The sequence below is a fragment of the Candidatus Nanosynbacter featherlites genome (genome assembly GCF_005697565.1).
GTDB classification, from domain to species: Bacteria; Patescibacteriota; Saccharimonadia; order Saccharimonadales; family Saccharimonadaceae; genus Nanosynbacter; species Nanosynbacter featherlites.
Window position 1 is genome coordinate 430296 of record NZ_CP040004.1, and the last position, 17463, is coordinate 447758.

Genomic DNA, 17463 nt, shown 5'->3' on the forward strand with positions numbered 1-17463 from the left:
AGTTATAGTAAAAGTATGATAAAGAAAAATGTTGACCAATTTAAACGCTCTTTGGTGCGCACCAGCCAGCGCATCACACCCATCAATCGTAAAGATCCTGATGAATTATTTGGGCATCTATTTCACGAAGTCCAAGCACAGCAAATTTACCAAGACGGCAAAACATTCGTGGATGTTGTGCCAAAAAAGCGTTGGCGAAGAATTCAACGAGAATATTTGGAAGCGTCCAAAAAACCAGACTTCAATCTGCAAGAGTTCGTTAATCAACATTTTCATGATTTTAATCCGTCGCACGCGGGCCACGTACCTCAGCCAGCCGAATCAGCGCGCCAACATGTCACGCAGCTGTGGCCACAGCTAAGGCGTCAGGCCCACAAAGCTTCAGGCTCGCTTATTCCCCTGCCGTACGACTACATTGTGCCCGGCGGACGTTTTTCAGAGCAGTTCTATTGGGACACGTACTTCATCATGCTGGGCTTGGCAGTTGATAACCAATGGGGATTGATCAACGGCATGATGAAAAATTATTCCTACATGATCCAACGGTTTGGCTATATCCCGACCGCCAATCGAACATATTTCCTGAGCCGCAGCCAGCCGCCGTTTTTCTCTGCCATGGTTAAGCTGTTGGCGACGCGTCCGCGAAAAGTTGGTGGCTCAAGCTTGGTACTATTGGAATATTTCCCGCTGCTGTTGACAGAATACAAATTCTGGATGAAAGGGCACAAACAACTTGACAGCGCTGACCAGATAGCTACCGGACGAGTGGTGAAAATGCCAAATGGCACCGTTTTGAACCGCTACTTTGACAATAAGAATACTCCCCGTCCGGAAAGTCGCCGCGAAGACATCGAGACGGCTCAGAAAAGTCCAAATGCCAACAAAGCAAAGATTTACCTGGACTTGCGGGCTGGCGCAGAAAGCGGCTGGGATTTCAGTTCGCGCTGGTTCGGTGAGGCGTGCTGTATTGAAACCATTCAGACGACCGACATTGTGCCAGTAGACCTCAACTGTTTGCTGTATGATCTGGAAATGACCATCGCTCAATGTTACGGCATCTTGAAGCAAAAAGCTCTCCGCAAAAAGTTCATTCAGGCTGCCGAAAAGCGCGCGGAAGCCATCAGAACATACTGCTGGAATGAAGCGACTGGATTTTTCTATGATTATAATTTCCGCACTGGTCGACAGATGCCACACGCGACGCTGGCTGGCGTCTTCCCACTTTACAATGGCGTCGCCACCAAGAAACAAGCCGAGCACGTGGCTGAAATGTTACAACGCGAGTTTTTGCGCGATGGCGGGCTTCGGATGACGCTGGTTGACAATGGTCAGCAATGGGACGCGCCAAACGGCTGGGCACCACTGCAATGGGTGGCGGTTTGTGGCTTGAAGCGATACGGGCTGGATGAGCTGGCGGAGGAAATCAGGACACGCTGGCTGGCTTCGACCGAGCGCGTGTTTGCCGACAAAGGCAAGATGATCGAGAAATATGACGTTGATAGCGAGTCACGCATCGGCGGTGGCGGTGAATATCCGTTGCAAGACGGCTTTGGCTGGACTAATGGCGTGTACGCGGCGCTGTATGATCGGTTTGATGAGCGCTGCCCAAAGTAGGCTAACTCTTGGGCGGACGCGGAATATCTTCTGGGAGAAATCCCTTTTTATGCTGGAAACCAGCTTGCCATTTGTAATCTTTATTGTAGCCTAGATCTTTCATCAGCTTGGTTGAGGCATTACGAAGATGCAGTGGCACGGAAGAGTTCGGATATTGACGCGCCAAAGCGAAGGCATCGTTCATCGCATCAGTGGTCTCACGCGACTTTTGACTGCGCGCCAGAGCGATGGCGCAGTGAAATAGATTGTATTTGGCTTCAGGCAGGCCAACGCGCTCGACTGCCTCAAAGGTAGCGACCGCCAAACTCAGCGCACCGTTGCCTGCCAACCCAATGTCTTCCGACGCAAAAACCACCATCCGCCGCGCGATGAATTTCGGGTCTTCACCAGCCTCAATCATGCGCGCCAAATAATACGCCGCAGCCACCGCATCGCTACCACGCAGCGACTTGATAAACGCTGAGATGACGTCATAATGCGCATCGCCTTTTTTATCATAGCCAGGCAAACGCCGCTGAGCCGCTGCCTTGACGACCTCTGGCGTGACTTTTTCACCAAAGCTCAGCGCCAATTCCAAATTGCCGAGCGCCACCCGCGCGTCACCGTCCGCTAATTCTGCCAGATAATCCAAAGCTTTGGGCAACACCCGCTTGGTTTGTTTCAAAGTCTTCAGCGCTCGCTTCAGCACCAATATAATTTCATCTTTGGTCAGTTGACGGAGCACCAACACCCGCGTCCGGCTGAGCAGCGGCGTGATCACCTCGAAGCTCGGGTTCTCAGTGGTCGCACCAATCAAGGTGATCAGCCCGCTCTCGACATGCGGCAAAAACGCGTCCTGTTGCGCCTTGTTGAAGCGGTGGATTTCATCAACAAATAAAATTGTCCTCAGTCCCAAGTTCCAGTTCTGCCGAGCATGTTCAATCACCCGCTCAACATCTTTCTTGCCACTAGTCACCGCTGACAGCTCAATAAATTCGGCATTGACTTCGCGGGCAATAATCCGCGCTAACGTCGTTTTGCCCGTCCCCGGCGGCCCCCACAAAATCAAACTGACCGGCTCAGCACGCCTCACGATTTGGCGGAGCAGCTCACCCTCGCCCAGCAAATGGCTTTGTCCGATCACCTCATCCAATTTCTGCGGCCGCATCTGTTCGGCCAGGGGTCGTCGATTCATATATTTATTATACCGCATTCGCATCCTCCCGCCCTATATAGTAAAATAGTTAATGGTATCAGTTAAACGAGGAGGGTAAGTGAAACATATCACGATCAAACATCGTCTGAGTGCTTTTACAGCAAGTTTAGTATTTGCACTCGTTGCGGTCGCAGCAATCGCGTGGCCAATTGCAACGTCATCAAACGCCAAAGCCGCCAGCCCAGCGCTCAACGCAACTGCGTATGAAGTGTCCAGGCCTGGCAAACCACACAGCTTTGTCACAACGTCTCAAACAGAAATTCAACAAGCAGCCAAAAATGGCTTCACGACAGTGCGTCCTATTTTTATGGTGTCAACAACTGCAGGTAGCGGTTTGACGCCAGTGTACCGCGCTGACGCAACGTTGAAAGACGGAAACTACACAAGTCTTTTGACGGTCAATAAAAATGAGGCTGACAATGCTTGTAAAAAGTACGGATTCACCTGCAAAGGAATCGCCTTTTACGCTCAAGCTGAGCTGAAAGATGGCGCAGAGATGGTTTACCGCATGCGGTACAAGCATTTTAATTTCCGCCAAGTCACTGCCAAAGATCGACAAGAGCTTCAGAAAGCTGGCTATATCCAGGAGAGCCGAGAGTGGTTCTACGTCAAGCCAGTACAGAACAACAACGGTGATGGTAACGGTAACGTCGACCCAGTCAAAGATGGTAAATTCTCCATCGCGGTCTACCCTGACACGCAGCAGGAAGTTTTCCAATGGTCAGGCAATCAATTCGCCGCCCGAACCAACTGGACTGTGAAAAATAAAGAAAAATACGACATCCGCTTCTTGGCTCACACTGGTGACATGGTCACTTCTGGTGGACATGAAGGCATTGATAAACCAGATCAATACATCGTCGCGTCCAACGCATTCAAGACTATTGACCAAGCAAACATTCCTTACTTGACCACCATCGGTAATCACGACACAAAGGCTGTTTGTGGTGGCGGTGGCGCTTGCGACTGGCGACACACCAACGAGTGGGCACGAGACACTACGGTATTCAACCGATACTTCTCTGCTGCTCGCCAAAAGCTGTCAGCCAACCAAATGTTCGAAAATGGCAAAGTTGACAACGCTTACAAAACTTTCACTGCTGAAGGTAAGCAGTGGCTTGTCCTGACACTTGAGCTCTGGCCGCGCGCTGAGGCTGTCAATTGGGCTAAGAACGTTGTGGCATCACATCCAAAACACAACGTCATCGTCCTGAGCCACTCGCTGTTGAACGCTGATGGTTCAATCGGTACCGGCGCTGGATACGGCACTGGCAAACAAACCCCACGCTATGTCTACGACAATTTGATCTTGGCATATCCAAACATCCGCATGACCTTCTCAGGACATGTCGGACAGGCAGCCAGTCGCGTTGACACAGGCAAGCACGGTAACAAGGTCGCCTCATTCTTGGGTGCATTCCACTCAAATGACTACAACCCAACCAGGATTTTGACAGTCGACACCATCAACAACACGGTGACATCCGACATTCAGGCCGCTTCAATTCGCGATGCCTACAAAGCAAAATATCCAAATGCAACATTGCCAAACTACGACCAATACGACGTATCGTACTCAGGCATGAACTTTGTTAATCCATAACAAACACGGCAAACAAATTATGAGCCCCGTCATCAGACGGGGCTATGTTATATCAATCAGTACACCGCCATAGCCAGGCAGCTGTAACACATCGCCATCCACACGGATATCTGGATTTGTACCAATGATGACACGACCAGAGTTTGGTAACCACACCGTTTGTACTGAGTCCGCAAAGTTGATATATATCTGCAGCTGCCGACCATCAAGCTGGCGACGGAATCCTAAGACAAAGCCATTACCGGTGTCCAGCTTTTCCATGCTGCCGTAGCGTAAAATTGGCAGTTCATGTCGCAGCTCCAATAATTTTCGACATAGCCACAACAGCGAGCTTGGGTCTTTGGTCTCTTTAGCGACATTGACTTGCTTGCGGTTAGAATGCACCGGCAACCACGGCAGCACATTGGCGAACCCAGCATAGCGCGAGCTGTTCCACTGCATGGGAGTACGGGCGCGATTGCGGTCGTCCTGCAGCGAATGGTGAAAGCCATCTTGCGCATCATGTTGCGTCAAATCAACATCCTCCATGCCAATCTCATCGCCATAGTACATCACGCTAACACCTGGGCACAATAGATTGAGAAACTGCAGCGCACGGGATCGCGGCAGTCCTAAGCGAGACGTCACACGTGGTTGGTCGTGATTGCCAAGACAAAAGAATGGTATATTTTCCCCTGCCGCTTTCACATAGTTCATGATATTCCAGCCGGTATGTTCACCATGCCAATCATTTTGCCGATGTTCCATGAAAAAGGCCGTAGCTTTCGGATGAACATGGATGACATCGTGATATTGCTGCCAGATGTCACCAAGGCGCTCATCTGGATAGAACTCAAACACCATTTGCTTATCGTCATATTCATCGCAAACGCTTGCTAGCTCATGCAGATATTCTTGAAAATGCGGCCCGTGTTTGCAGTGATCGTGAATGTAGGCACCGTAGCTGTTAGAATCGCCATGAAAATCATAATTCACGGTATCATCACGCAGTTCTGGGTCTTTGGAAATCCCCCAAATGGCGTCCACGCGCATGCCGTCCACGCCCATATCAAACCAAAATCGCACCACATCTTTGATGGCCAAGCACACTTCAGGATTGTCCCAGTTGAGATCTGGCTGGGTTGGTAAAAATGAGTGCAAATAGTACTGGCCAGAGTCAGCATCAAACGTCCACGATTTGCCGCCCGCCAAACTAATCCAATTGTTCGGTTCATGCCCGTCGTTGCCGTCTCGCCATACATACCAATCTCGCTTAGGATTGCCCCGTCCAGACCGTGACTCAACAAACCACGGATGCTGGTCAGATGTATGACACGGCACCAGATCAATCATCACCTTGATGTCGCGCGCGTGAGCCTCGTCCAACAACATACGAAAATCATCCAGACCACCAAACACCGGATCGACATTTTGATAATCCGCCACGTCATAGCCAAAATCAGTCATGGGCGACGTGAAAAACGGCGAAATCCAAATGGCGTCAACGCCGAGATCACTAAGATAGTCCATCTTGAGCGTAATGCCGTTCAAGTCTCCGACCCCATCACCGTTCAAGTCTCGAAAACTTCGCGGATAAATCTGATACAACGATCCAACATCACGCCACGCTTTAGTCATGTTTTAAGTATAAGCGAGATGAACAATTTGGGCAAATCGAAGTAAAGCTAATACCTTATCGTACACCGCCCCACTCAATCCTGCCCTCTCTACCTAAATCTTCTTTGGTGTTAATTCCAGCGTGAGAAAATACGTGCAGTAAGTTTTGATGAGTATAGTAAAACAATCTATCGTGATTACAACAGATCATAGACCATAACTTATCTTGAGCTTCTTCTAGAGAGTTAGAATTGATAATTCCGCATATCATACACATAAAATCATTATCCTTAAGCTTTTCTATAAACTCTGGTATATATCGTTCCCATGAAGGACCTATTAGAACTCCTAATAACCATGGGAACTTTCCAAATATTAGATACTGTATGATATTGCCATCAAGGTATGTCTGCAGGAGGCTTAGATTGTCAGCAAAACGCTCTTGTAGGAGTTGGGTTGTCGGGAGTATAGGGTTCGCATCTTTTAATTTTCTATAATAATCGAGTGTGTTTTGCGGGTACATTAGCGGGCTTATATTCTCTAGAGTCAATTTACTAATCGGAAATATATCCGGCTTAATTAGCTCTTTCTCTGCTATTTTCTGAAATACATTCCACGATTTACTATCTACAATAGAGCCAACGATTAAGGATATTATTTCGTTGATAATTAAAGAATAGTACTCGATTGAAATTTCATAAAGCATACTGGTATTTTTAGAAATTTCAGCATAGTGATCTAGAATAATTTGAATTGATTTGTATGCCTGTTCTAGTACGTCCGTTCTTTCGTATTCAGCGGCCTTTTCAAGAATTTCATATAGCTCAATAGTTATGTCTTTAGTAGCACAATACGCATTATATACATTTGCTGCGTATCCCTCCTCTGTTATACCTTCTTTAAATGCACCAGGCGATAAGTCCAAGTATCGCTTATAGGTGTTTTCAAAATAATCTCTTATAGTTTTCTTTGCTGGTTTTCCGTTTTCAATTGCGCTAGTAAGATTATCTTTATAGGATTGAGTTTTGTTAATTTTTTCTTTGTTTGCCAACGAATCCAGGTGTGCTACGATAGCCTCCTTTAGACTTCTCTTTAGTAATATGGCTTTATTATCTTTTTTTATAGAAAACCCTATTGTTCTTTGATGGGCAATATCAAATGGCAATTCTTCTATTCTACCCAGATCAGTATTTGCAACCTGGATCACTTTCTCCTCTGTATGCTTACCAATTGCATATCCAAGTTCAAACATCACGTTTTGATTAACGATACCTTTTCCAGACTTGCCTCTGTCAATAAGGGATACGTCTGCAAGAAAAATGCCGCAATTATTAATCTTTTCCTTGATGGTGGCTCCTATGTTAACGGCTCCTACTGTACCTTTCGTATCCTTATCTAATTCCACTCTTGGTGACTTCTCTAATTCAGGAGTGTCAGAGATTTCTTTAATAACATCTAGCAGGACTTTTTCGATATGGCGTCGTGTTTTCGAATGGTTAGATTGCCATGAATAAAATATTTTTCTCTTCATAATATTCCTCTAGTTTAGTATATTACATTTTAGGTTTAAACACGGGGATACAAAGTTAGTGCATTCATAAAACAAAAAGACGCACCGATAGCGTCCTTATTCGTTTGTGGTGCGGGTAAGGAGACTCTAACTCCTGGCCTCTTCCATGGCAAGGAAGCGCTCTAACAACTGAGCTATACCCGCATGTGGTTCACGATTTATTGTAACAAAGCCGTGAACAAAATGCAATATTTGGTGGCTCCTCCCAGACTTGAACTGGGGACACAAGGCTCTTCAGGCCTCTGCTCTACCAACTGAGCTAAAGAGCCACAAACTTGCTATTTCATTGTACTAAAGTTGTCGCCATCTGGCAAGGGTGATATACTTTTAAGAACGCGGGTGTCGTATAACGGCTATTATGTGACCTTCCCAAGGTTGAGACGGGAGTTCGACTCTCCCCATCCGCACCACAATTCACCATCACGAGCTTCCAGCGAGGCTCTTTTTATTTGCTCCGCAAATTAGCAAAGACTAAACGGTTATTTCGCTATATTCCGCGTAACCACACTCATCCAAGACTTTCTGGCCAAATTTCCTAAGATTGTTAATTCTTTCCTGTTCTTTGTCAAAATTTTCCCGCGTACGAATGGCGTCATACACTGCCCCCATATCATCATCTTCGGGGCTACTGGCAACTGCTCCTATAAGTCCTTGCTCCATTAGGTCATGATTAGCACGTGGCATATTTCCATTCCTCCTCTTTTGGTTCCAAATATGTCTAGCACTATCTATACCATATAGAGTTTATTTTTGCAATACTGTATTCCGCGCCAATATAACAAAAAAGCCCTCGACGTACATCGGGACTAATGATCAAACTAAGATGGTTCTCGCAGGAACTTGGTGAGGTGCGCCTCCCCATAACTACGATTGTCCACCACAACAATTCCGTTTTGAATTGGCACCTCACCTATTCCTGGGTGTGATAATATCATACATCCGCCCGGTTTGAGAAGCCCCATTAGTCGTGAAACTGTGGAAAACTGAGGATTATGATATGGCGGATCAGCAAAAATGATATCAAACTTCTCTGTTACGCTCATGCTTTTCAGCCAATTTGATATCGTTGTTTTTATTACAATAGATTTTTCGTCGACACCCAAACTGCCTATGTTTTCGGCAATAACACGCTGCGCGACCCGGTTTCGCTCCACGAAAACCACTGACGTGGCACCGCGGCTGAGCGCCTCCAGTCCAATGGCGCCAGAGCCAGCAAAGGCGTCCAAAACCCGCGCACCGCGGACTGTTTCGCCCAGTGAATTGAACATCGCCGAACGCACTCGCTCACCCATGGGATGCGTCGTCGATCCTGGTGGCGTCTGGATGAATCGTCCGCCAAATTCGCCAGCGATGATACGTACCCTCACCGTCTGGCCTCAAACTTCCAAACCGACGCCAGCCAGCCCAGCATGACGGCTTTGATGATGATTGGCATCAATTCATGGTTAGTTTGCCGCGCCAGATCCGTTGTCCAGCCGTTTTTACCAAAATTGTCATACATCTTTAGGTCAGCCACAGCGTGAACTTGCTCTAGGTAATATTCTCGGTAGCCTTGCTGCTTGACCTGCAAAATCTCGGCCTCGCTTGGCACGGCGTCCTTAAAGCGCGGATAGGCCACCACGCTCGCCACGCCCGCTTCAAACGCCACATGCATGGTCATCATGCCTTTAGCGCCCCAGAATTTCCAATTATTTTTGATGAGCTCAATCCCTGTATCGCCCTTCATGACATTTTTCTTGAGGATGGAGGTTCGCGTCTCCAAACCTTCGCCGCCGCGCAGCTCCTGCATGGCATGTTCCAGCGGGAAATGATGCGCTGGCGTCAAACCATCGGTGATAGCATGCGCCATCCATGCCGCTTCAAAGGCGGCTCGCTCAGAATTATGGTTTTGCAGCGCCTTTGCTAGATTATCAATATGCTGGTCGATCATTTCCAGAAGCGCCGTATCGTTCGGATCGTCTGGATTGATGAAATGCCACGGTTCGTCAACGGCTGGACTTTTGCGCTTGACGCCGTCAGGACCGTTTTTGCCCTCAAAATGCAAGATATTTTTGACATCAGGAAACTCACACCAATCAGGCAGCATTGGCGTCAGGTGTCGCCTGGCCACTCGATCTATCTTTTGATGAACACCGATAAATCGACCAGAGCCATCTCTAATTGTTGTTCCTGCATACATATTAATTCAAAACGGTTAATCGCTGATAGCGACTGACGGCACGCGCCAGATGGTTATATTGTAGCAAATCCTGCCCCTCTTTGACAAAGCGCTCGGCCTCCGTTTGCGCACGGGCAATCAGCGGCGTGTCGCTCAGCGAGGCAATTTTTAGGTTGAGCGCACCATGTTGCGCTCGGCCGTAAATCTCGCCAGGACCGCGCAGTTTCAAATCAACTTCCGCCAAGTAGAAGCCGTCTTGAGACTTCTCAATTTCCCTGAGGCGTTGGGATGGTTTATCGTGACCCGACAACATCAAATGGCAAAAGCTCTGGTACTGGCCGCGCCCAACCCGCCCGCGTAGCTGGTGGAGCTGACTGAGCCCAAAGTGATCGGCATTTTCGATGAGCATGACCGTGGCGTTTGGCACGTTAACGCCAACTTCCACCACCGTGGTACTCACTAGCATATCAATGTCGCCGTCCGCGAATTGCTGCATAACCGCGGCTTTTTCCTCAGGCGGCAGTTTACCGTGTAACAATCCGACGCGGCGATGACGAAACATCGTTTTTGCCAATTTGTGATATTCCGCCTCGACCGACTTTTTGTCATTGTCGGGATTATCGTCGATCAACGGGCAGATGACATAGGCTTGGCGACCTTTGGCAATTTCTGCATCAATAGTTTCGTAGAGTTTTGGCGCTGAGGCTGGCGACCAAATTTTCGTTTGAATCGACTGACGACCAGCTGGCAGTTCATCCAAAATCGAGATATCTAGCTCACCATACAAGGTCAACGCCAAACTGCGTGGAATCGGCGTAGCAGTCATGCTGAGCAGATGCGGCATGTAATCTGCCTTTTGTAGCAACGCCTGCCGCTGCTTGACGCCAAATCGATGCTGCTCGTCAATCACCACAAACCCCAGCTTGTGATACACCGCTTTTTCCTGAATCAGCGCGTGCGTACCAACCACCACATTGATGTTGCCATTTGCTAAATTATCCAGCAGCTGCCTCCGCTGAGCGCCCTTAACGTGCCCTGTCAGTAGGGCCACCGACACACCAAACGGCAATAACAGCTCATCCAGCGTTTTGGCATGCTGAGCCGCCAAAATCTCCGTCGGCGCCATGATGGCTGTCTGGAAACCAGCCTGTGCCACCTCCGCCGCTACCAACCCAGCGACCACCGTTTTGCCCGAGCCGACATCGCCTTGCAACAGACGATTCATCGGATGCTCCGACTCCAAATCTTGCAAAATCTGCCACGCGGCACGGCGCTGCGCGTTGGTCAAGGGAAATGGCAGTTGCTCAACAAATCGCTTAACGACCGGCTGATTGAACGGGATACGCCAGCCGGTTAGCTTGGTCTGCTCTTGCTTGTTGAGCTGCGCTGCCAAGATCATTTCAAACAACTCTTCAAACGCCAAGCGCTCCCGGCCGCGGGCAATTTCCTCGTGACTATTTGGCGCGTGGAGGAACTTCACAGCTTCGGCGCGGCTGACTAACTTTTGTCGCTGGACAATGTGTTCTGGCAGCGTTTCGGGCAAAAATTCCATAATGGGGCGCAAATTCTTCAGCAAATCCTGCACGGTTTTGGGGCGGAGGTTTTTGATGGATTTGTAGACGGGATGGATGCCCGACGTAGGCTGGGCGTCGGACGAATTTGTTTGTTTGGCGAGTTCGACGGATGGATTGCTAATCTGATAGCTATTATATTGCATGCCAAATTGGCCGGAGAACATGAACTCGGCGTCGGATCTCAGCTGCGACTCACGGTACGGCTGATTGAACCAAACGGCCTTAACCTTGCCAGAATCATCCACCAGTACCGCCGTAGTAATCCTCAAGCCTCGGCGAACAATGCGCGTGGAAATCGACTCGCAGCGCGCCCGCACCGTCACTTTACCCGGCTGAAGATCAGCGATATTGACCGCCGCCGAATAATCATCATACGCCCGCGGCAAAAAATCCAAGGCGTCCGCCACCGTCTCCAGACCCGCCGCCGACAGCGCTTGGGCGGTTTTGGGGCCGACGCCTTTGATGTGTTCCAGTGGGGTTGTTAGCTTCATCTACGAAACAGCGTTGATGCCTTCCAGCGCGTAGGCGGTGTCTTCCCAACGCTCCACAGCAATGCAGTCAATGCCCATGTTTTTGACCGGAAAATCATTACCACCTTCTTCCAGTTTATCGCCGAAGAATAGGATCTCCTCTTTGGTTACACCTGTCGCTTCCATTAGTTTCTTCATGCCGTACGCCTTGTCAATGCCAGGCTTGGTAACATCCAAGCTGGTGGTGCCTGCCGTCCGAATTTCAAATTCTGGAATACGTGCTTTGACGGCATCGTTGAGTAATTTTCGTTTTTCCTTGTTGGCTTCAGCCCACGCATATTTATCCTCAGGTGTGGCTTTTTGGCCTAGTGCAGAATACGTTACCTGACTGAGACGGTCTTCAATGATCTCACCAGCTGGATTGTCCACCCACATATCAAGCTCTTTAGCTGAGGTTTCAATTGCCTCAAAAATCCGAGCTTTTTGTTCTTCGGTCAAATCCTCCTGATATTGTAATCGCCACTCACCGTCTTGGAAACGATAGTACCGAGTACCACAGGTCGGCATGATGTGCAGTCGACTGAGGTCAACGCCCGGAACTTGTTCGATTTGTCTAACAGTGTTTGGATAGATCACCCCTTCAAAATCAGTACCAGAAATGATACACACGTCGTAATGTTTCAATAATTCTGCCAATAAACCAGCCATGCGTGGTGTCGCTGGCATTTTTGACAGGACAATGGTGTCGTCTGAATCAAACGCAATAATTTTCTTCATTATTCTTCTCCCTCCATGATTAGCACAAATGTATTTTTACCCTTTTTGAGCAGTGATGTGGTGTTAATGGCTTGGTCTTCGGCTATTTTTTCGCCGTTGAGGCTAATGGCGCCAGATTTTAGCAGGCGTTTTGCTTGACCATTGGAACTGACCGCACCAGACACCACCAATGCTTCAATCACGCCGACGCCGACATCAACGCGCGGAATTTCCTGAGCCAAAGCGTCCAAATCATCATCCGACAATTGCCGGAAATCACCGCCACCAAACAATACTTCCGTCACCCGCTCCACTGATTCGCGCCGATTAACACCGTGAACGATGTCGGTGACTTCGCGTGCCAAGACTTTTTGCGCCGAGCGCGCACCTGGATTGACCGCGTGGTTTTCAGCGATAGCCTCAATGGTGTCGCGATCAAGCATGGTGAAAATCTTCATGTATTCAATGGCGCTTTCGTCGTCAACGTTCAGCCAGAATTGATAGAACTTGTACACGCTGGTTTTATTTTCATCCAGCCACACGGCGCCGCCTTCGGATTTGCCAAATTTGCGCCCAGTTGACTTGTTGATGAGCAGTGGTGCGGTCATGGCGTAAACTTCAGCATTTTCTTTTTTGCGGATCAACTCCACGCCTGAAACCAAATTACCCCACTGGTCGGAACCGCCGATTTGCAAATTGACACCGTGATGTTTGAATAAGTGCCAGAAATCATAGCCCTGCAGCAAGGTGTAGGTAAATTCCGCAAAGCTCAACCCCTTGCCGTTGTCGATGCGTGCCTTGAAAAATTCACGACCAATCAAATCTGCCATGTTGAAATTCTTGCCAATGTCGCGAAGGAACGGCAACAATTCCAAATTGCCCAGCCAATCCGCATTGTCCACCAAGGTAAAATCGCGTCCCGCAAAAATTTGCGACACCTGGGCTTTTAAGGCTCGTTTATTATGCTCAATTTCTGCATAAGAAAGCAGGCTCCGCTCCTCGGTGTCGCGCATATCGCCAATCATACCCGTGCCGCCACCAACCAACAGAAACACCTTGTGACCGCGCTCCAAAAAATGCCGCACCATCATGTAAACCGCCAAGTGCCCGACATGCAAACTGTCAGCCGACGGATCTGTCCCCAAATAGAGCGTGAAATTCTCCGAATCGATAAGCTTGTCATTGGTGAATGTGGTCTGGTTCCAAAACCCGCGCCACTGTAATTCCTCTGATAACTGCATATTTTCTCCTTGGTCAGCTAATCTTAGTATCAGTATACCAATTTTTGGCAGTTGATGCGAACCATGTGCGTGATATAATAGATTACGTGAATAAGAGTAGTACGAACAGCAGCAATAAATCGCCTTCTAGTTCCAGGAAATCTGCGACAAAGCGATTAAGCTTGTATGCCAATCTGGCACATAAGCGTAAAGTTAAAAAAGATAAAGATTCGCGTGAGCGGGCTGAATATTTGGCAAGCTTGCCGAAGCATCCAGTGAAGCGATTTTTCTATCGCTTACATCCAAAGCGTTTAGCCAACTATTGGTTTTCAAAGCGTGGCGCAAAGATGGCGCTGAAAATTGCTGGTGTTACTCTGCTGTTGATGATCTTGTTTATCGGTGGGCTATTCGCATATTTCCGCAAAGACTTGGACAAGATTCGACCAGGTGAAATTGCCAAACGCGTCCAAACAACCGTTACCAAATATTATGACCGTAACGGCGTGCTACTCTGGGAAGATAAAGGAACCGGTAACTACAAACTGGTGGTTGAAGGTGACCAAATCAGTAAACACCTGAAACATGCTACCGTCGCCATTGAGGACAAAGATTTCTACAAGCACCATGGAGTCAGTGTCAGTGGTTTGACACGTGCTGTATTCTCAACGGCATCTGGAGGGCAGGTTCAGGGAGGATCAACATTGACTCAACAGTTGGTCAAGCAGGTATTCTTTGCTGATGAAGCTGGCGAGCGTGGTCTCAAAGGTATCCCACGTAAGATCAAAGAGATGATTTTGGCCATTGAGGTTGAGCGCATGTACAACAAAGACCAAATCTTGTCACTGTACCTCAACGAATCACCGTATGGAGGTCGTCGTAATGGCGCTGAATCAGCTGCACAAACATACTTCCACAAAAGCGCGAAAGACCTAACTATAGCCGAAGCAGCCCTGCTGGCAGGAATTCCGCAAAATCCATCCTACTTTAACCCATACAACACTGCTGGTAATAAAGCCTTGATTGAGCGTCAACACACAATCTTAGACTACATGACAGAACAAGGGTACATCACTCAAAAAGAAGCAGATGAAGCCAAAAAATACCCAATTCTTGACAATCTCTATCCACAAGTTGAACAAACTGAAGGTATGAAGGCACCACACTTTGTGATGATGGTCCGATCACAGCTTGAAAAAGAACTTGGCCAAGCAGTCGTTGGACGAGGCGGGCTGACCGTCAAAACAACACTAGACTGGCGCATTCAAGAAAAACTGGAAAATGAGATGAAAGCCTTCTTTGCGACCGGCCGCCCAGCTGCCATTAACGCTCACAACGGTGCGTCAGTCGTGGAAGATGTGCAGACTGGTCAAATCGTTGCCCTGATGGGTAGCCGTGACTTTAACTATCCAGGCTTTGGCCAGGACAATGCTGCCACAGCCTTTGTCCAGCCAGGTTCATCCATCAAACCATTTGTGTTTACTCACCTGTTCAGTAAGCGCGGTAGCCAAGCTTACGGAAGCGGCACCATACTGAAAGACGAGAATATCGACTCAATTTACGGCGCCAAGCTTAACAACTGGGACAACAAGTTCATGGGTGACATTACCATTCGCCGAGGACTTGGTCTGTCTCGTAATACCCCAGCAGTGAAAGCAATGTACATTGCTGGTAACGGTAGTCCAAAGCCAACTGTGGAGTTCATCCGAGGCCTTGGTAACTCAGAGTATTGTAAACAAGAGGAAGACTCTGGTGGTTACGGCCTATCTGCCGCCATCGGTGGATGTGGTGCTAAACAAACTGAACTCGTCAATGCCTATGGTACCTTGGCTCGCCTGGGTGTCAGGAAAAAGTCCACCTCAGTATCGGAAGTGATCAACTCTCAGAACGAAACCCTCCTGAAATGGAAAGATGAATCAAAGCAAGCCGTCGATCCGCAAGCCGCTTACATCACCAACGACATCCTATCTGACCGATCGAGTACATTGGTGACAGGAAGCATCCCAGGCGTGCGCGCTAGCTACAAGACCGGAACATCCGACAAAGGCAATCAACCAAAAGACATCTGGCTAGCGAGCTACACACCAGCTCTCGCCATGACGCTCTGGCTTGGTAACTCTGACAGCCGCACCCTGACTTCCATAAACTCGTCAACTGGTTTACCAGTGATCCAGAAAGTCATGAGCTTTGCACACACCCAGGTCTATCAGCCAGCTGGCAAGTGGAAATCAAGCATGTGGTACACCCGCCCATCTGGCATCAAACAGAACGGCAAAGAATTGTACCCATCATGGTGGAACCAAAACCAAGGACAAAGTTCGTCCAAGATGACATTTGACCGCATCTCTAAAAAGAAGGCCACTTCCTGTACTCCAGAGGGTGCACGAGAAGAAGTTGACGTGATCAAGGCAGTTGATCCAATCACCAAAAAAGAGTCTTTCAGTGCGCCAGCAGGCTACAACGCTACCGCTGACGACGATGTGCACAACTGTAGCGATGCCAAGCCTCGTGTCGCCAGCATCACCGCGTCTGGCTCGAGTAATAAATACACCATTGATGTCAGTGTTGATGGAGGAAAATTTGGTCTAGCTACGCTTGATATCTTGGTTGATGGACGTTCAGTCAAATCAAGCAACATCAGCGGCAACAGCGCCTCAGACCGCGTCTCAGTCAATGTGTCATCAGGATCACACACCATCACCGTGAATGTCCGCGACGAAGGATATTACACCGCAAGTAGCTCAAAAACTGTCAGCGACGATTAATCGTCTTGGCTATTCGCCAACCTAATCAGCTCAGCCTCGCGCTGGGCTGATGTTTTTGTAGCTGTAGAGCGACGACGAGTTTGCTGCGATGGCTTCTGAGCTTTTACCGCTGGCTTTTTAGCAGTCTTCTTGGCTGGCGCTTCTGGACCAGTCTGCACTTTCCGACCAGCAGAACGACGTTTTGTCACTACAGCTGTTTGTCGCGTTGGCTCTGGCGGAGTCGTTTGTTCAACAACCTTCGCAAACATCATTTTACCAGCGTCAGTCTGCAAGCTACGAATGATTTCAATGCGCTTTTTCTGGCCCAGGAACTTTTTGGCTTGCTCAACCACCACCATGGTACCGTCATGCAAGTAGCCAACCGCCTGATGAGAATCCTGGCCTTTTTGCGTTAATTCAAGCACCAGCTCATCGCCGGGTAAGTAACTCATGCGTAAACTCTTGGCTAGCTCATTGATATTGAGAATCTGAATGCCTTCGACTTGCGCCACCTTGTTCAGGTTGTAGTCCAGTGTCAAAATAGCAGCGTTCATTTCCTTAGCGAGCTGCAACAGGCGGTTATCAACACCCTCAGGAATGCGCGTCGCATCGTCAAGCAACGTGAACGAGCCGCCCAATACATCTTTGAGTTCTTTCATGGCGTCCATACCAAAGCGGGCGCGTTCGCGCTTGGCATGATCAGCACCGTCAGCCAATAGCTGTAGTTCGATCAGCACACTGCGCGGCACGATAATCTGCCCCAATAGGAACCCAGTCTTTGCCAAATCAACCACTCGGCCATCCATTAACACCGAGGTATCAACCAGAATCGGCATTTGCGTGCTGCTGCCTGCGTGCCGCCGCGGCTTGACCAGCAAATATATCTCCGCCATGATAGCCAGCAGCATGATAATGATAAGAAGTTCGATTGTTTTTTCCATAATAATTTCCTTTTATATAATAATG

13 protein-coding genes and 3 tRNA genes are annotated in these 17463 nt (G+C 48.5%); 4 read left to right on the forward strand and 12 right to left on the reverse strand.

Annotated elements, in window-relative coordinates; genetic code table 11:
- Positions 1–15 precede the first annotated feature (15 nt).
- Complete coding sequence (gene treF, locus FBF37_RS02265) at positions 16–1614, forward strand: alpha,alpha-trehalase TreF (protein WP_138079086.1); 1599 nt, start codon at positions 16–18, stop codon at positions 1612–1614.
- 1 nt (position 1615) lies between these two features.
- Here the strand turns inward: treF and FBF37_RS02270 are convergent, their stop codons facing one another.
- A complete protein-coding gene (locus tag FBF37_RS02270) occupies positions 1616–2788 on the reverse strand; it encodes a replication-associated recombination protein A (protein ID WP_138079088.1) in 1173 nt (390 codons plus the stop codon).
- Between the two features lie 79 nt (positions 2789–2867).
- Here FBF37_RS02270 and FBF37_RS02275 point away from each other — a divergent pair, with 79 nt between their 5' ends.
- Positions 2868–4412, forward strand: a complete 1545-nt coding sequence (locus tag FBF37_RS02275; protein WP_138079090.1) for a metallophosphoesterase — start codon at positions 2868–2870, stop codon at positions 4410–4412.
- A 42-nt stretch (positions 4413–4454) separates the two neighbouring features.
- Here FBF37_RS02275 and FBF37_RS02280 read toward each other — a convergent pair whose 3' ends face one another.
- The 4 genes from FBF37_RS02280 to FBF37_RS02295 form a co-directional block, all read right to left on the reverse strand.
- On the reverse strand, positions 4455–6029 hold the full coding sequence (locus FBF37_RS02280) for an alpha-amylase family glycosyl hydrolase (protein WP_138079092.1): 1575 nt from the start codon (positions 6027–6029) through the stop codon (positions 4455–4457).
- Positions 6030–6084: 55 nt separating this feature from the next.
- Complete coding sequence (locus tag FBF37_RS02285) at positions 6085–7539, reverse strand: hypothetical protein (RefSeq protein ID WP_138079094.1); 1455 nt, start codon at positions 7537–7539, stop codon at positions 6085–6087.
- Between the two features lie 107 nt (positions 7540–7646).
- Positions 7647–7722: transfer RNA gene (locus FBF37_RS02290), tRNA-Gly, on the reverse strand.
- A 49-nt stretch (positions 7723–7771) separates the two neighbouring features.
- Positions 7772–7847 (reverse strand) — tRNA-Phe (locus tag FBF37_RS02295).
- Between the two features lie 66 nt (positions 7848–7913).
- Between FBF37_RS02295 and FBF37_RS02300 the strand changes: the two genes are divergently transcribed.
- A tRNA-Gly gene (locus FBF37_RS02300) sits at positions 7914–7988 on the forward strand.
- A gap of 61 nt (positions 7989–8049) precedes the next feature.
- Here FBF37_RS02300 and FBF37_RS02305 read toward each other — a convergent pair.
- From FBF37_RS02305 to tyrS, 6 genes are all read right to left on the reverse strand, one after another.
- Positions 8050–8262, reverse strand: coding sequence for a hypothetical protein (locus FBF37_RS02305; protein WP_138079096.1), 213 nt, complete (start codon positions 8260–8262; stop codon positions 8050–8052).
- A 134-nt stretch (positions 8263–8396) separates the two neighbouring features.
- Positions 8397–8945 carry a 16S rRNA (guanine(966)-N(2))-methyltransferase RsmD gene (rsmD, locus tag FBF37_RS02310; protein WP_138079098.1) on the reverse strand — a complete coding sequence of 183 codons (549 nt, stop codon included), beginning with the start codon at positions 8943–8945 and terminating at the stop codon, positions 8397–8399.
- Complete coding sequence (locus tag FBF37_RS02315) at positions 8942–9757, reverse strand: phospholipase C/P1 nuclease family protein (RefSeq protein ID WP_138079100.1); 816 nt, start codon at positions 9755–9757, stop codon at positions 8942–8944. Before FBF37_RS02315 ends, rsmD begins: the two co-directional genes overlap by 4 nt.
- Position 9758: 1 nt before the next feature.
- Positions 9759–11801, reverse strand: coding sequence for an ATP-dependent DNA helicase RecG (recG, locus tag FBF37_RS02320; RefSeq protein WP_138079102.1), 2043 nt, complete (start codon positions 11799–11801; stop codon positions 9759–9761).
- Complete coding sequence (locus FBF37_RS02325; RefSeq protein WP_138079104.1) at positions 11802–12557, reverse strand: HAD-IIB family hydrolase; 756 nt, start codon at positions 12555–12557, stop codon at positions 11802–11804.
- Positions 12557–13777, reverse strand: coding sequence for a tyrosine--tRNA ligase (gene tyrS, locus FBF37_RS02330; protein ID WP_138079106.1), 1221 nt, complete (start codon positions 13775–13777; stop codon positions 12557–12559). Before tyrS ends, FBF37_RS02325 begins: the two co-directional genes overlap by 1 nt.
- 86 nt (positions 13778–13863) lie before the next feature.
- Here tyrS and FBF37_RS02335 point away from each other — a divergent pair, with 86 nt between their 5' ends.
- A complete protein-coding gene (locus tag FBF37_RS02335; RefSeq protein ID WP_174843586.1) occupies positions 13864–16518 on the forward strand; it encodes a transglycosylase domain-containing protein in 2655 nt (884 codons plus the stop codon).
- On the opposite strand, the gene FBF37_RS02340 is transcribed toward FBF37_RS02335, so the two are convergent.
- Positions 16515–17438 (reverse strand): PIN/TRAM domain-containing protein, encoded by a 924-nt coding sequence (locus tag FBF37_RS02340; RefSeq protein ID WP_138079110.1) that lies wholly within the window; start codon positions 17436–17438, stop codon positions 16515–16517. The genes FBF37_RS02335 and FBF37_RS02340 overlap by 4 nt on opposite strands.
- Between the last annotated feature and the right edge of the window lie 25 nt (positions 17439–17463).

Bases quoted from the DNA above. Each gene is read 5' to 3' on its own strand.
- FBF37_RS02305 (WP_138079096.1), bottom strand. From the start codon at position 8,262: ATGCCACGTGCTAATCATGACCTAATGGAGCAAGGACTTATAGGAGCA.
- treF (WP_138079086.1), top strand. From the start codon at position 16: ATGATAAAGAAAAATGTTGACCAATTTAAACGCTCTTTGGTGCGCACC.
- FBF37_RS02285 (WP_138079094.1), bottom strand. From the start codon at position 7,539: ATGAAGAGAAAAATATTTTATTCATGGCAATCTAACCATTCGAAAACA.
- FBF37_RS02270 (WP_138079088.1), bottom strand. From the start codon at position 2,788: ATGAATCGACGACCCCTGGCCGAACAGATGCGGCCGCAGAAATTGGAT.
- recG (WP_138079102.1), bottom strand. From the start codon at position 11,801: ATGAAGCTAACAACCCCACTGGAACACATCAAAGGCGTCGGCCCCAAA.
- FBF37_RS02340 (WP_138079110.1), bottom strand. From the start codon at position 17,438: ATGGAAAAAACAATCGAACTTCTTATCATTATCATGCTGCTGGCTATC.
- FBF37_RS02325 (WP_138079104.1), bottom strand. From the start codon at position 12,557: ATGAAGAAAATTATTGCGTTTGATTCAGACGACACCATTGTCCTGTCA.
- FBF37_RS02315 (WP_138079100.1), bottom strand. From the start codon at position 9,757: ATGTATGCAGGAACAACAATTAGAGATGGCTCTGGTCGATTTATCGGT.
- tyrS (WP_138079106.1), bottom strand. From the start codon at position 13,777: ATGCAGTTATCAGAGGAATTACAGTGGCGCGGGTTTTGGAACCAGACC.
- FBF37_RS02280 (WP_138079092.1), bottom strand. From the start codon at position 6,029: ATGACTAAAGCGTGGCGTGATGTTGGATCGTTGTATCAGATTTATCCG.